Raw genomic sequence first — 14,541 nt, forward strand, 5'->3', positions numbered from 1 at the left:
CGTATCGAATGCACGGTGAAGGAATGCGCGGGCGCTTGTCCGTGCGACCGGGGCGCGGTAGACCGATCTTGTCGTCGGCTTCGGCGGCTTCGTCGCACCCCGGGGAGCACGGACATGAGCGTCACGAGTCGGTACAGGGCGGCTTGGGAAGGGTTCTGGCAGGAGGCCCCCGACGAACCGGGGGCGGTCTTCTGGGACGCCGAACCCATCCTCACCGTCGGTCTCCATCTCGCGCTCTTCGAACCGCACATGACCGCCGCGGGCCTGCCCCTCGTCGACCTCGGCTGCGGCAACGGCACCCAGACGCGGTTCCTCGCCGACCGCTTCCCGCGCGTCCTCGGCGTCGACCTGTCGGCGGCGGCGCTCGAACACGCCCGCCGCGCGGACCCCGCAGACCAGGTCGACTTCCGGGAGCTCGACGCCGTCGAGAAGAGCGAGGCGGAGCAGCTGCACGCGGAGATCGGCGACGCGAACGTCTATATGCGGGGTGTTCTCCACCAGTGCGACCCCGCAGACCGGCAGCCGCTGCTCGACAGCATCGCCACGCTGCTCGGCGAGCGCGGCCGGGCCTTCGTCGTGGAACCCTCGGAGGCGGCGCGGCCCGTCCTGATGGGCCTGGCGCAGGGTCCCGCGGGGCCGCCGCCCAAGTTGGCGCCGATCTTCGCGCACGGCCTCGCGCCCGCCGAGGTCGCGGACGCGTCGGTGGGTTCGTACGTCGAAGCGGCCGGGCTCGTGGTGCTGGCGTCCGGTGAACTCCCGCTCACGACAACGGAGTTCACCTCGGACGGTACGCGCATCGAGCTGCCGTCGAGGTGGCTGGTGGTCGGGCGCAGGGGCTGAGGTTGATAGGCAAGTGGCCACTTGCCCAAGCTCCGGTCATGGAAGAGGGTGTCTTCAAGGCGCCGGCCGACCCCACCCGCAGGCGCATCCTCGACGGGCTCGTGGAGCGGGACGGCCAGACCCTGTTCGAGATCTGCTCGCGACTGCTGAGCGGAGACGGCCGCGGCCTGTCACGGCAGGCGATCAGCCAGCACCTGGCCGTACTCGAAGCGGCGGGCCTTGTCCACACGCGACGCCAGGGCCGCTACAAGTACCACGACCTGGACACCACGCCCCTGGAGCGGGCCATGACCAGGTGGCTCAGGCCCGCCGAGGCGGACACCCTGGAAGCAGCCCCTGCGGCAGACTCCCCTGACGCAGACGCCCCCGGCGCCGACGTCCCCGACGCAACGGAGAGAACCCCATGAGGATCAACCTGACCAGCGTGTTCGTCGACGACCAGCTCAAGGCCCTGGCCTTCTACACCGACGTACTCGGCTTCCGGCAGAAGAACAAGGTCGCGGTCGGTGACGACTGGTGGCTGACCGTGGTCTCGCCCGAGGACCCCGAAGGGACGGAGCTGCTCCTGGAGCCCGACGGCCACCCGGCCGTGAAGCCGTACAAGGCGGCGCTGGTCGAGGACGGCATCCCCGCCGCCGCCTTCTCCGTGGACGACGTCACCGCGGAGTTCGAGCGGCTGCGCGGGCTCGGTGTGCACTTCACCCAGGAGCCGCTCCAGATGGACGACGTCACCGTCGCCGTCCTCGACGACACCGTCGGCAACCTGATCCAGATCATGCACACGTCCTAACTGATCGTTTGGGGGAATGCGTCGCGGGCACTACGAAGGGCTGTGCGCGACCATCAGAGGGCGAGCGCGACAAACCGGACCCCCGAGCGCGAGGTAGTCATGAGCGACCAGAACATGGCGGACGACGCCTACCAGCCCACCGGCAGCAACGAGGAGCAGGAGGACGCGGCACCGCTGGACCTCCAGGACGCGCTGGACGAGCGCACGTACGACGACATGCTCGACGAGGGCTACTCGCCGCCCGAGAAGCCGCTCGGCGTGAACAAGACCGGCACGACGGCGGCGGAGCAGCACGAGGGCGAGACGCTCGACGAGCGGCTGCGGCAGGAAGTCCCCGACGAGGAGGTGCCCGACGCTGAGCGCCCCGGCCGTGACGGCATCGGAGACCTGCCGGACGGCGAGGGCGAGCCCATGGACCCGGAGGCCGGACGGGACCGCGCGGGCCGCCTGGTCGCCCCCGACGAGGGCGCCCACACCGACGTCGACAAGCAGGTCGTCGCCCGCGACGAGGGCATCGACGGCGGCGCCGCGGGCGCCGAGGAGGCAGCGGTCCACATCGTCCCCGACGAGGACCTGCCGCCGGTCCGGGACGACCGGGACTGAGCGCCTGCTTCAGGGGCGGGGGTTCACCCGGCGCCAGGGCGGTTTCGCGTCGAGGCCCCCTGCGGCCCCCCCCACGGACGCGCACCGGTGACAGAGCCGCTTGACGCGGTCCGCGGCGCCCCCGGCCTCCGGGAAGGTGTCCGCCCACGGCACGTGCGGGAATCGGGTGAGCCGGGAGCGGCTGAGGGAGAGACCGCAGACCGTCTCGTTGCGGCCCGGCTCCCACCCGTGCGCCTCAGCCGCGGGCAACCTGCTGCGCGCCCCTCCTCCTCGTCCACCCACTGGCCCGGGGCCGCCACCACGTATCGCATGCCGTGCACGCCACGCGGATCTCCGGGTACCCGCCCGGTGCCGCCCACCCCCGGGCGGGCGGGATGCGTCGCTCTGCCCGAAGCTGGACGGAGGGCGACGAGTGATCCGTTCCACGAGCAGGAGGACCTCCATGACCGTCCCCACCTCTTCCGGCCCCGGCGTGGCCGTCATCACCGGCGCGGACTCCGGCATCGGCCGGGCCACGGCCGTCCGGCTCGCCGCCGCCGGAATGGACGTAGGGATCACCTGGCACGGCGACGAGGACGGCGCGAAGCAGACGGCCGAGGAGGTGCGCCGGCACGGTCGGCGTGCCGAGGTCGCCCAGATGGACCTGACCCGGCTGCCCGATGCCGCGGACGTCGTCGACGACCTCGCCGAGCGCCTCGGCCGCATCGACGTCCTGGTCAACAACGCGGGCACCGGCACGGCCACCCCCTACCTCGACCTCGAACACGCCGACGTCCAACGCGTCGTCGACGTCGACCTCATCGGGCCGTTCCTGTGCGGACAGCGCGCCGCGCGGCGCATGATCCGGCAGGGCGGCGGTGGCCGCATCGTCAACGTGACGTCGGTGCACGAGCACCAGCCCCGCGTGGGAGCGGCCCCCTACTGCGCCGCCAAGGGCGGGCTCGGACTGCTCACCCAGGTGATGGCCCTCGAACTCGCGGAGCACGGCATCACCGTCAACGCCGTCGCGCCCGGTGAGATCGCCACGCCCATGACCGGGCAGGAGGACACGGACGTGCACGAGGTCAGCCGCCCCGGCATCCCGCTCGGCAGGCCGGGCGACGCCCGGGAGATCGCCGCCGTCATCGCCTTCCTCGCCGGTCCCGACGCCTCGTACGTGACCGGCGCGTCGTACGTCGCCGACGGCGGCATGGTGCGCATGGGACCCCAGGCCGGCTCGCATCTGCGGAGCGACGAGTGGCGCCGCCCCTGAACCCGGCCCGTGTCGAACCCGGCGGCCCGGGTACCGGAGCTGCCTGGAGCAGGGATCGTCGGACACCGCCGGCCGGCCCGACCCGCACGGACCGTGCGGGCGCGGCCGCCGGTGTCCGGAAACGGAGCAGCAGGTGACGCCGAACGCAGAAGACCTCACCCGACAGGACACCGCCCCCGACGCGCAGGGCGCGCATGCCCCGTACGCCGGTGGCTCCCCGCACCACGACTCGCCCGTGACACACCACGACCTGCCCGCGGACGACCTCCCGCCCGACCTCAACCAGGCCATCCTGGAGGCCGCCAAACAGGTCGGCGCGCTCCTCAAGAGAGGCGAGCACGACTTCGCGCTCGCCGGCAGCGTCGCCGTGTACGCGCACGGCGGGACCGGCAACCTCCAGCACGACGCCGACTTCGCCATCAGGCCCGAGGACGCCGAAGCGGTCGCCGCGACGCTGGCGGAGGCCGGCTTGACGGTGTACGCACCGCCCGAGGACTGGCTGCTCAAGGCCAAGTGCCTCGGCCAGGACATCGACCTCATCTTCGAACTGGGCGGCGAGCCGGTCACCACGGAACTGCTCGGCCGCGCCGTGCAGCTGCCCGTGGACTCCGTGCAGATGCCGGTCCTGGCCCCGACCGACCTCGTACGGGCGCTGCTCGCCGCCTTCTCCGAGCACCACTGCGACTTCGGCGCCGTGCTGCCGATCGCGCGGCAGCTGCGCGAGAGAGTCGACTGGGAGTCGCTCCGCGACGCGTTCGGTGACGCGCCGATGCCGGCGGCCTTCCTCTACCTGCTCGAACGTCTGGAAGTGATCGCACCGCGAGGAGGAGACGGATGAACGACCCGGCCCACGTCGAGTACCGCATCGCCCATCTGAAGGAGCGGCTCGCCGCGGAGGAACTGGGCGAGCTCGGCATCCGCGTCGAACCCCGCGGCTCGTCCGTGGCGGTCGTCGGAACCGTGCCCACCACCCACTGCCGCGACGAGCTGCTGCGCACCGTCAACGAGGAACTGGACGGCGAGACGGTCCACTTCGATGTCGTGGTGGCCGAATCGGCGGCCCCCGACCACCCGGAGGAACTGGCATGATCCGCATCGCAGCCGTGGGGGACATCCATATGGGCCTCGACAGCCAGGGGGTGCTCCGGCCCGCGTTCGAAACGCTGCCCGACTGCGCGGACATGCTGCTGCTGGCGGGGGACCTCACCCGCCACGGCACGCCGGAGGAGGCGGAAGTTGTCGCCCGCGAGGTGACCGGTCTCCCCGTGCCCGTCGTCGCCGTGCTCGGCAACCACGACCACCACGACGAACAGCCCGAAGCGGTCACCACCGTCCTGCGCGAGGCGGGCGTACGGGTACTCGAAGGGGAGGGCACGGTCGTCGAGGTCGACGGGGCGCGCGTGGGCATCGCGGGCACCAAGGGGTTCGGCGGCGGCTTCGTCGGGCGCAGCGGCAGCGAGTTCGGGGAGCCCCTGATGAAGGAGTTCATCCGCTACACCCGCCGCTGCGCGGACGGCCTGCGCGCCTCCCTGGACGAGCTCGCCGAGCAGGGCTGCGGCACGAGGGTGGCGCTGACGCACTTCGCGCCCGTGCCGGACACCCTCGCGGGGGAGCCCCTGGAGATCTACCCGTTCCTCGGCAGCTACCTGCTCGCGGAGGCCGTCGACGCGGCGGGCGCGGACCTGGCCGTCCACGGCCACGCCCACGCGGGCACCGAGCACGGCATGACCACGGGCGGCGTCCCGGTCCGCAACGTCGCCCAGCCCGTCATCCGCAAGGCGTTCAGCGTGTACCACCTGAAGGACCGCAGTCCGGCGCAGCCCGTGCCGGCCACCGCCGAGTGACGACGGATCGCCCGTGCCGGTCCGGCGCCCGCACCGGCACGGGCGCTAGCCGGACAGTTCGGCCCGCCAGGAGCGGGGCCACTCGCCGGGCGGCGGCGGAGCGCCCGCGATGCCGAGGTCCCGCCGCGCGCTCTCGTAGAAGGCGTCCCGTGCCGCGCTCGCGAGGCGGTGGGCCCTCGTCCACATCTCCGCCTCGACCGGGCCCTCCCGTACGAGAAGTTCGATGGTCCACACCATTTCGTGCCAGCGGCGCGCCGCCGCGATGGTCGCCGCGTCCCCGACGAGCAGGACGGACTCCCACTCCGTCGCCCGGTGGGACTCCGCCTCGGCGAGGAGCGGCAGGCCCTCCGCGGGCTCGAGCGGATCGGCGGTGTCGGGGGCTCCGAGAGCGGCGCCGATGCGCTGGGCGACGCGCAGCTGTGACTTGAGGGCGTTGCCGTAGCGGCCGTACGTCTCGAAGCGCTTCTCGTCCCACCGCTCCTCCCGCTGCCGCGTCCACCGCCGGCGTTCGGTCAGGCTCTGCACGGCGTACGAGCCGAGCGTGCCGATCACGACGCCCATCAGCGCGGGCAGTTGATCCACGAGCGCCACGCGACCTCCTCGTCAGGGTTCCGAAGCCGCACGGTATCCGGGTCACCGTGCAGGTGTCCCCGAGGGGAGCGGATAAGGAGTAGCCTGCCGGATACGGAACGTGGCTGTCTTCCAGGGCCGGTCCGGTCGGCGGCGCGGAAGGCTCAGTGATGGAGCACCGGGTGACTGTGCAGGAACTGCTCGGCGGACTCGAAAAGGCTGTCGCCGACGGCCGGCACCGTGAGTGGGCCGTGCGGTGCGCGCACGCGCTCGGGCTCGGTGGCATCGCGGTCACCCTGCGGTGGGGCGCGGAGCTGGTCTGGTTCAGCGACGGTGTCAGCGCCCGGCTGGAGGACGCCCAGTTCACGTTGGGGCAGGGCCCCAGCGTGGCGGCGGAGTTCATCGGCGCGCCCTATGAGGTGCCGGACCTGGGGCAGGGCGCCGCCGAGGAGTGGCCGCAACTCGCCGCGGAGGCCCGGGACATGGGCGTGTGGGCGCTCTTCGTCTGGCCGGTCCGCACGGGTGCGGTACGGCTCGGGTCGCTGACCGGATACCGCAGGACGCCCGGACCGCTCACGCCGGGGCAGGCGGCGGACGGACTGCGGGTGGCCGACGCACTGGCCGGCCGGCTGCTGGCCTGGCGCCCCGGCGACAACTCCTCCTCCGACGGACGGGGCGAGGCCGGCATGGTCGACCTGCACTGGGCCGAGGTGCACCAGGCCACCGGCGTGCTGAGCTGCCGGCTCGGGGTGCCCCTGGGCGAGGCGATGGTGCGGCTGCGGGCCCAGGCCTTCGCCGAAGGCAGGCCGGTGACCGAGACCGCACGGGAGATCCTCCGGGAGCTGCCGTCGTGAACCCGTTGACCGGTGCGGGCCGTCGAACGGCGCCCGCGCACCGAGGAGTCAGGGCATGATGAGCCGAGAACAGAAGATCGCCGAAACCTTCGTCGAACTCGCCGACACACTCGTCGCGGACTTCGACGTCATCGACTTCCTGCAGCAACTGACCGTCCGCTGCCGCGACATCTTCGCGGTCTCCGACGTCGCCGTCCTGCTGGGGTACCCGGGGCCGCAGCTGTACAGCCCCGCTCCGTGCGACCCCAGCCCCACCCTCGCCACGGTCCTCGACCTCGCCCTCGGGGAGGGCCCGGCCGTCGAGGCGTACCGCACCGCGAGCGTCATCAGCCCCGGAAACCTCGCCACCGCCCCCGTGGCCTGGGGCGACTTCACGGTCCAGGCCCGCGAGGCCGGTTACACGTACGCCAGCGCCGTCCCCATGCGGCTGCGCGAGGACACGCTCGGCAGCATGCTGCTCCTGCGCGCCACCGACAGCCCGCTGCCCGCCGACGACCTCGTCATGGCGCAGGCCTTCGCCGACGCGGCCACCATCGGCCTCCTCCACGCCCGGGCCCTCAAGGACACCGAAACCGTCAACGCGCAGCTCCACACCGCGCTGCACAGCCGCATCACCATCGAACAGGCGAAGGGCTTCCTCGCCGCCCACCGCAACACGTCCCTCGACGACGCCTTCACCGCCCTGCGCCGCCACGCCCGCACCCACCGCCTCCTGCTCACCGCGGTGGCCCGCCACGTCGTCGACACCGGCGGCCTCCCCCTGCCGCCCGCCGCGGCACCGCGCCGCCACCCGGCCGAGGGCTAGTTCCTCTCCCTGCGCGAACGGCTCGCAGGCACCCGCGTCCACCACCGAACGGCAGGAACAGAACCGCCGGCGTCTACGGCGCCGCGTTATAGACGCAGTAGAACGCGGCGAACTCGGTGATGCCCATGGCGACCGCACAGGCGAGGCACCCGGCCGGGCTCACGAAGCAGGCGGAGCACGTGGCGCCGAGTGCCGCGATCGTCGCCATCGTGTAGCCCTGTCGGATCATGCAGGCCTTGAAGCGCTCCCAGTAGGTGGAGGCCGCCAGTTTCTGCGGTGATGTGGGCGCCACGGACTCCGCGGAGGCCGACGCGTCCTTGGGTGTGCCGCTGATCTCGCCGGTCGGCGACGCCGTCTTGTCGAGCGTGGCCTTTCCGTCGATCCAGACACGCACCCGGACGGAGCCGTCGTGCTTGTTCCGGTAGACGTGCTCGATGGTCTGCGTGACGCGACCGGAACGGTCGTAGACGGCGGCGAGCACGCTGGGGACGGCGGCGGTGCCCGCATAGGGGAGGTACACGATGCGGGTGCCGTCCGAGCGCGACACGCGCACGGTGGCGCCGGCCTCGTCGAATCCGGCTCCCTCGGGAAGATGTACGGCGATCTTCCCGGAGAGGATCTTTCCTTTCGTGCGCTCGACGAATTCGCGGGACTTCTCCGCCCTTTCCTTGACGTACTTCTTCCGGAAGTCGGAGACGTTCTTGACAAGCCTTTCGTAACCCTGTTTGACCGGGTCGTCGCGCCGGTCGGACGCGTGGGCCTGGAACGGGATGATCGCCGCGATCGTGGCCGAGACCAGCGCGACGACGAGAGTGCGCAGCCGCAGGTGGGCCGCGCCATGGAAAAGGGATCTGTGCATGGTCGGTCTGTTCTCCGGGGTCTGGGGGAGTGGATTTCCGAAACTACCCGGAGGTGAAAAGGGGTGCTGTCTGTGTGAGCCGTTGGGGGATCGGGGTGGCGGTTCCCGGGGTTGAGGACAGAGCAACAGTGGGAGCGCTCCCAAGGTCAAGGTATTGCAAGAACATGTCAAGGGGTTCGGCGCGTATCGGAGTGTCGAATTCATTCGACGCGGGATCCGTCGAATGAATTCGACGGATGAAACTCCGGAGAAGGCGTGAAGCCATCTGGCCCCAACGGCAACTGCTTGATAGCTTCCGCCTTCAACAGTGGGAGCGATTCCGTCAGTTGATCTCGGGCTCGGCCGTGTGCCGGTCCCGCGCTGATCTCGAAGGAGTCGCTCATGCGACACCCCCCATGTCCGTCACGGTGCCTGTCACGCGTGCTGGCCGCGCTGACCGTCGTCCTGCTGGCGGCGAGCGGACTCACCGCGGCGCCCGCCCTGGCCGCCCCGTCCGCCACCCCGCCGGTCCTGCGCGCCCAGGGAAACAAACTCGTCGACGCCCAGGGCACCACCCGCCGCCTCCTCGGCGTCAACCGGTCCGGCGGCGAGTTCGCCTGTGTCCAGGGCTGGGGCATCTTCGACGGCCCCGTCGACGACGCCGCGGTCCGCGCCATCGCGGACTGGAAGGCCAACACCGTACGCATCCCCCTCAACGAGGAGTGCTGGCTCGGGACCGCCAACATCGATCCGAAGTACGGCGGCTCCAACTACCGAACCGCCATCGACCAGCTGGTGCGGCGCGTCCAGAACCACGGCATGACGCCGATCCTCGAACTGCACTGGTCCCACGGTCAGTACACCGGCAACTCGGCCGGCTGCGCCGACGTCCACGCCAGTTGTCAGAAACCGATGCCGAACGCCCGGTACACCCCGGCGTTCTGGACCTCGGTGGCCACCGCGTACAAGAACGACCCCGAAGTCGTCTTCGACCTCTTCAACGAGCCCTACCCGGAACGGGCGACGCCCACCACCGGCCAGGCCTGGGCCTGCTGGCGGGACGGCGGCACCTGCCAGGGCATCGGCTACGAGGTCGCCGGCATGCAGGACCTGCTGGACGCCGTGCGCGCGACCGGCGCGAAGAACCTCGTCCTCGCGGCCGGCATCGCGTACGCGAACGACCTCAGCGGCTGGGTGCGGCACGCGCCCCGCGACCCCGCGGGCAATCTCGCCGCGGCCTGGCACGTCTACAACTTCAACGCGTGCTCCACCGAGGACTGCTGGAACCGCACCCTCGCACCCGTCGCCGCCGCCGTCCCGCTCGTCGCGGGCGAGATCGGCGAGAACACCTGCGCCCACGGGTTCATCGACCGCGTCATGAAGTGGTTCGACGACCGCGGGTTCTCGTACCTCGGCTGGACCTGGAACACCTGGGACTGCTCATCGGGCCCGGCCCTCATCAGCTCCTACGACGGCACTCCCACCCCGTTCGGCAGCGGGCTGCGCGACCACCTGCGCGCCCTCGACACCCGAGAGGAAACCACCACATCATGAACCGCGGTCACCACAGATCACGCACGCTCCTCCTCGCCCTCGCCACCACGCTCGCAGTGAGCGGCGGCACCGCCGCCGCGCTCCCGGACGGCAGCACGGCCACCGCCGGGAAAGCCACCGCCGCCCGCGTCGACAACCCCTACGCGGGCGCCAAGGTCTACGTGAACCCCGAGTGGAAGGCCAAGGCCGACGCCGAACCGGGCGGCAGCCGCGTCTCCGGCCGGCCCACCGGCGTCTGGCTCGACCGGATCGCCGCGATCGAGGGCGCAGGCGGCAAGATGGGCCTGCGCGCCCACCTCGACGCGGCACTGCGCCAAGGCGCGGGCGTCGTCCAGTTAGTGATCTACAACCTGCCCGGCCGGGACTGCTCGGCCCTGGCCTCCAACGGCGAGCTCGGCCCCACCGAGATCGACCGGTACAAGCGGGACTACATCGACCCGATCGCGCGGATCCTCGCCGACAGCAAGTACGCCGGCCTCCGCGTCGTCACCACCGTCGAGATCGACTCGCTGCCCAACCTCGTCACCAACACCTCGGGACGCCCCACCGCCACCCCCGAGTGCGACGTGATGAAGGCCAACGGCAACTACGTGAAAGGCGTCGGCTACGCCCTCAACAAGCTCGGCGCCGTCCCGAACGTCTACAACTACGTGGACGCCGGCCACCACGGATGGATCGGCTGGGACGACAACTTCGCCGCGTCCGCGCAGATCTTCCGCCAGGCGGCGACCGCCGAGGGCAGCACGGTCGACAACGTGCACGGCTTCATCACGAACACCGCCAACTACAGCGCGCTGAAGGAGGAGAACTTCAGGATCGGCGACTCGGTCAACGGCCGATCGGTCCGCGAGTCCAAGTGGGTCGACTGGAACCGTTACACCGACGAGCTCTCCTTCGCCCAGGCCTTCCGCGACCAGCTGGTGTCCACCGGCTTCCGCCCCGACATCGGCATGCTCATCGACACCTCCCGCAACGGCTGGGGCGGCAGCGCACGCCCCGCCGGGCCGGGTCCGGCGACCGACGTGGACTCCTACGTCAACGGCGGCCGCTACGACCGCCGCATCCACGTCGGCAACTGGTGCAACCAGGCCGGCGCGGGCCTCGGCGAACGCCCGCAGGCCGCACCCGCGGCCGGCATCGACGCGTACGTCTGGATGAAGCCGCCGGGGGAGTCCGACGGCGCGAGCAGGGAGATCCCGAACGACGAGGGCAAGGGCTTCGACCGCATGTGCGACCCCACGTACGGCGGGAACGTACGCAACAACTACAGCAAGTCCGGCGCACTGCCCGACGCGCCGCTCTCCGGGCACTGGTTCTCGGCACAGTTCCAGGAGCTCATGAAGAACGCGCACCCGAAACTGTGACCCGCTGAGGCGGCCGGGCGGGGATCGAAGCGCTTCGACAGGCCTCTGGACAGGCCATGCCCGCCCCCATAGGGTCGGTGGGCAATCCGCATCGAAGCGGTTCCCCGCCCGAGCCGCGCGGCCGGAGGAGTCGGAGGAGCACCGCATGGTCACCCTAGCCGAGGTAGCCAGGCACGCCGGGGTCTCGGCCAGCACGGTCAGCTATGTGCTCAGCGGCAAACGCTCCATCTCCCGGGGCACCCGCGAACGCGTGGAGCGCTGCATCGAGGAGCTCGGCTACCACCCGAACGCGGGCGCCCGCGCGCTCGCCAGCGCCAAGTCGAACGTCATCGCGCTGATGATGCCGCTGCGCACCGACATGTACGTGCCGGTGATGATGGAGATCGCCCTCGCCGTCACGACGACGGCCCGGACCTACGGGTACGACGTGCTGCTGCTCACCGGCGCGGAGGGCCCCGCCGCCGTCCGCCGCGTCACGGGCAGCGGCATCGCCGACGCGATGATCCTCATGGACGTCGAACTCGACGACGAGCGGCTGCCGTTGCTGCGGGCCGGCGACCGGCCCGCCGTCCTGATCGGTCTGCCCGCCGACACCGCGGGTCTGGCGTGCGTGGACCTCGACTTCACGGCGACGGGCGCCCTGTGCGTGGAGCACCTGGCCGGGCTCGGACACCGGGACATCGCCGTCATCGGCGAGGCGCCCGCGGTGTACGAGCGGCACACCGGGTTCGCCGAACGCACCCTGGACGGAATCCGTTCGAGGGCGGGCGAGTTGGGCCTGCGTCTGCTGCACCGCCCCAGTGACGGCGGTTACGACGCGCTGGCCATGACCCTCGCCCGCATCTTCGACGAGCGGCCCGGCACGACGGGCTTCGTCGTGCAGAACGAGTCGGCCGTCGAGCCGCTGCTCGCACTGTTGCGACAGCAGGGTCGCGCGGTGCCCGAGGACGTCTCGGTGGTGGCGATCTGTCCCGACCAGGTCGCCGTCGGGGCGTCCGTGCGGCTCACCTCGGTCTCCGTACCGGCGCAGGAGATGGGGCGCCGTGCGGTGGAGCGGATCGTCGCGAAGCTGGCGGCGCGCGGCATGGACGGCGTCGAGCTCCTCGCCCCCGAGCTGACGGTGAGGGCGAGCACGGGGCCTGCCCCGCACTCGCCCCCCAACCGGTGACCGCCGGACCACCGGTAGCTTCCGGCACACTCGTCAGGACCGGTCCCTAGGGCAGGCTGTGCACCTTCGGGCCGACCGCGTTCGACCACGCGCTGCCCGCGGTCGCGTCCCAGTTCGTCGACCACGTCATGGCGCCGCGCAGCCCCGGGTACGTCTTCGACGGCTTGAACGAGCCGCAGCCGGTGCCGCGGGCGAGGCAGTCGAGGGCGTTGTTCACGATCGTCGGGGAGACGTAACCGCTGCCCGCGCCGCGCGGTGACGCCGGGACGCCGATCCCGACCTGCGATGCGTCGAGGCCGCCCTCCAACTGGATGCAGGCGAGCGCGGTCAGGAAGTCCACGCTGCCCTGGCTGTAGACCTTTCCGTCACATCCGAGCATCGAACCGCTGTTGTAGTACTGCATGTTGACGACGGTGAGGATGTCCTTCACGTTCAGCGCCGTCTGGAAGTAGCCGCCGGAGGTGGACTGCATGTCGATGGTCTGCGGCGCCATCGTCAGGACCATCTTCGGGCCCGCCTTCGCCGAGAGCTGGCGCAGGGCCTTCGTCATATAGGTGGGGTTGAGGCCGTTCTCCAGGTCGATGTCGACGCCGCTGAACCCGTACTCCTGCATCAAGGCGTAGGCGCTGTTCGCGAAGGCGGTGGCGGAGGCGTCACTGTTGACGGAGATGGTGCCCTTCTCGCCGCCGACCGAGAGGATCACGGACTTGCCCGCGGCCTTCTTCGCGGCGATGTCCGCCTTGAAGTCGGCGACGGAGGAGTAGCCGACGGCCGGGTCCAGGTTGAAGGTGATCTGGCCCGGGGTGCCGGTGGCGTCGGCGAAGGAGACGGCGATGATGTCGTACTGCGACGACACGTCCCGCAGCTTCTGCACGGTCGCGCCGTTGTCGAAGTTCTGCCAGTAGCCGGTCAGCGCGTGCTTGGGCACGGTGCCGCCGTCACCGCCGCCGCCCTTGGTGGTCCGCGCGGTGACGGCCGTCGACTTCGCGGACTCGCCGGCCGCGTTCGACGCGCTCACCTGGAAGCTGTACGTCGTCTCCGGGGTGAGACCGGTGACGGTCGTGGAGGCGCCGCTGACCGCGGCGACCTTCGTGCCGTCGCGGTAGACGGTGTAGCCGGTTGCCGTGGACACCGGGGACCACGACAGGTCGACGGACGTGGACGTCGCCGTGCCCGCCGTGAGGCCGGACGGCACGGCGGGTATCTCCACCGGGTCGGTGCCGCCGCCCCCGTCGGGCCCGAAGACGTTCACGTCGTCGACGTGGTACGCGCTCTGCCCGTACCAGCCGTGCGTGTACACCGTGACCGATGTGGTGTTCGCGCCGGTGGTGAAGCTGGTGGAGAGCTGCTGCCAGGACGAGGTGCCCGGCGTCCACGTCGACACGTCGGTGGTGCCGGTGCCGCGGGCGCCCAGATAGGCGTATCCACCCTGCACCCAACTGCTGAGCTTGTACGTGGAGTTGGGCTTCACCTTGACGATCTGGGAGCACTCGGCGTGGTTCTGGCCCGACGGGGTGGCCTTCAGCGCCTTGGTGCCGCCGTGCACGGGCGACGTGACGACGGCACCGCTGTTCGCGGCGCAGGTCCAGTTGCTCAGGTCGGACTCGAACCCGGCGTTCTTGGCGACGTTGACGTCCGCCTGGACGTCCGCCGCGGCGCCGGCCCGTGTGGCGTCCGCCGACTGTGCGGGCGCGGCGAGCGCGGTGACGGCGAGTGCGCCTGCCGCACCGACGGCGATCACCGTGCCGATTCTCCGGCGCAGGCCGGATCTGCCCTGACGTACACGGTCCACGGAGTGCCTCCAGGAAGAGGTGAGGAGCGGATGTGAACGACGGTGGCCACCGCTGCTGTGCGCATCGTTGGTCCAGACCAATCGGGTTGTCAAGACATCCGGAGCGGTGCACCTTTCACGGATCGCCCGCCGGAACGCGACGTCGGTCGAAGCCTCCGGAGCCGGTTCGAAGCGCTTCGACGCCAAGCGGTCGCACGGGAGGGCGGGGAGTCGCGGCCGGGTCGCTCGGCCCGAACCGCGCTGTTCACAGAGCTTGTTGCGGGTTCA

15 protein-coding genes and 2 pseudogenes are annotated in these 14,541 nt (G+C 71.1%); 13 read left to right on the top strand and 4 right to left on the bottom strand.

Going from position 1 to position 14,541, the window contains the following annotated elements; translation table 11 throughout:
* Window positions 1–114: 114 nt before the first annotated feature.
* From DEJ47_RS31680 to DEJ47_RS31695, 4 genes and pseudogenes are all read left to right on the top strand, one after another.
* Window positions 115–840 carry a class I SAM-dependent methyltransferase gene (locus tag DEJ47_RS31680; protein ID WP_150174044.1) on the top strand — a complete coding sequence of 242 codons (726 nt, stop codon included), beginning with the start codon at window positions 115–117 and terminating at the stop codon, window positions 838–840.
* A gap of 38 nt (window positions 841–878) precedes the next feature.
* Window positions 879–1,148 (top strand): annotated as a pseudogene (locus DEJ47_RS31685) (ArsR/SmtB family transcription factor); the annotation flags it as partial.
* 95 nt (window positions 1,149–1,243) lie between these two features.
* Complete coding sequence (locus DEJ47_RS31690; protein WP_150174048.1) at window positions 1,244–1,630, top strand: VOC family protein; 387 nt, start codon at window positions 1,244–1,246, stop codon at window positions 1,628–1,630.
* Between the two features lie 99 nt (window positions 1,631–1,729).
* Window positions 1,730–2,233, top strand: a complete 504-nt coding sequence (locus DEJ47_RS31695) for a DUF5709 domain-containing protein (protein ID WP_150174049.1) — start codon at window positions 1,730–1,732, stop codon at window positions 2,231–2,233.
* A gap of 9 nt (window positions 2,234–2,242) precedes the next feature.
* Here the strand turns inward: DEJ47_RS31695 and DEJ47_RS37165 are convergent.
* A pseudogene (locus DEJ47_RS37165) lies at window positions 2,243–2,544 on the bottom strand (hypothetical protein).
* Between the two features lie 131 nt (window positions 2,545–2,675).
* Here DEJ47_RS37165 and DEJ47_RS31705 point away from each other — a divergent pair.
* From DEJ47_RS31705 to DEJ47_RS31720, 4 genes are all read left to right on the top strand, one after another.
* A complete protein-coding gene (locus tag DEJ47_RS31705) occupies window positions 2,676–3,485 on the top strand; it encodes an SDR family oxidoreductase (protein WP_150174051.1) in 810 nt (269 codons plus the stop codon).
* Between the two features lie 133 nt (window positions 3,486–3,618).
* Window positions 3,619–4,323, top strand: coding sequence for a hypothetical protein (locus tag DEJ47_RS31710; protein WP_150174053.1), 705 nt, complete (start codon window positions 3,619–3,621; stop codon window positions 4,321–4,323).
* Window positions 4,320–4,574 carry a hypothetical protein gene (locus DEJ47_RS31715; RefSeq protein WP_150174055.1) on the top strand — a complete coding sequence of 85 codons (255 nt, stop codon included), beginning with the start codon at window positions 4,320–4,322 and terminating at the stop codon, window positions 4,572–4,574. The genes DEJ47_RS31710 and DEJ47_RS31715 overlap by 4 nt, the downstream gene beginning before the upstream one ends.
* Window positions 4,571–5,329, top strand: a complete 759-nt coding sequence (locus DEJ47_RS31720; protein ID WP_150174057.1) for a metallophosphoesterase — start codon at window positions 4,571–4,573, stop codon at window positions 5,327–5,329. Before DEJ47_RS31715 ends, DEJ47_RS31720 begins: the two co-directional genes overlap by 4 nt.
* 45 nt (window positions 5,330–5,374) lie before the next feature.
* Here DEJ47_RS31720 and DEJ47_RS31725 read toward each other — a convergent pair whose 3' ends face one another.
* A complete protein-coding gene (locus DEJ47_RS31725; protein ID WP_150174059.1) occupies window positions 5,375–5,920 on the bottom strand; it encodes a hypothetical protein in 546 nt (181 codons plus the stop codon).
* A gap of 161 nt (window positions 5,921–6,081) precedes the next feature.
* Between DEJ47_RS31725 and DEJ47_RS31730 the strand changes: the two genes are divergently transcribed.
* Complete coding sequence (locus DEJ47_RS31730) at window positions 6,082–6,753, top strand: ANTAR domain-containing protein (RefSeq protein ID WP_150174061.1); 672 nt, start codon at window positions 6,082–6,084, stop codon at window positions 6,751–6,753.
* 55 nt (window positions 6,754–6,808) lie between these two features.
* The gene (locus DEJ47_RS31735) at window positions 6,809–7,558 is read left to right on the top strand and encodes a GAF and ANTAR domain-containing protein (RefSeq protein ID WP_150174063.1); all 750 of its coding nucleotides are present in this window, start codon (window positions 6,809–6,811) and stop codon (window positions 7,556–7,558) included.
* A gap of 73 nt (window positions 7,559–7,631) precedes the next feature.
* Here the strand turns inward: DEJ47_RS31735 and DEJ47_RS31740 are convergent, their stop codons facing one another.
* Complete coding sequence (locus DEJ47_RS31740; protein WP_150174065.1) at window positions 7,632–8,417, bottom strand: hypothetical protein; 786 nt, start codon at window positions 8,415–8,417, stop codon at window positions 7,632–7,634.
* A 381-nt stretch (window positions 8,418–8,798) separates the two neighbouring features.
* Between DEJ47_RS31740 and DEJ47_RS31745 the strand changes: the two genes are divergently transcribed.
* The 3 genes from DEJ47_RS31745 (at window position 8,799) to DEJ47_RS31755 (ending at window position 12,482) form a co-directional block, all read left to right on the top strand.
* Complete coding sequence (locus tag DEJ47_RS31745) at window positions 8,799–9,950, top strand: glycoside hydrolase family 5 protein (RefSeq protein WP_150174067.1); 1,152 nt, start codon at window positions 8,799–8,801, stop codon at window positions 9,948–9,950.
* Complete coding sequence (locus tag DEJ47_RS31750; protein WP_150174069.1) at window positions 9,947–11,314, top strand: glycoside hydrolase family 6 protein; 1,368 nt, start codon at window positions 9,947–9,949, stop codon at window positions 11,312–11,314. Before DEJ47_RS31745 ends, DEJ47_RS31750 begins: the two co-directional genes overlap by 4 nt.
* Window positions 11,315–11,459: 145 nt before the next feature.
* Window positions 11,460–12,482, top strand: coding sequence for a LacI family DNA-binding transcriptional regulator (locus DEJ47_RS31755; protein ID WP_150174071.1), 1,023 nt, complete (start codon window positions 11,460–11,462; stop codon window positions 12,480–12,482).
* A gap of 46 nt (window positions 12,483–12,528) precedes the next feature.
* On the opposite strand, the gene DEJ47_RS31760 is transcribed toward DEJ47_RS31755, so the two are convergent.
* On the bottom strand, window positions 12,529–14,274 hold the full coding sequence (locus DEJ47_RS31760; RefSeq protein ID WP_223828564.1) for a chitinase: 1,746 nt from the start codon (window positions 14,272–14,274) through the stop codon (window positions 12,529–12,531).
* Between the last annotated feature and the right edge of the window lie 267 nt (window positions 14,275–14,541).

The sequence above is a fragment of the Streptomyces venezuelae genome (genome assembly GCF_008642355.1).
GTDB classification, from domain to species: domain Bacteria; phylum Actinomycetota; class Actinomycetes; order Streptomycetales; family Streptomycetaceae; genus Streptomyces; species Streptomyces venezuelae_B.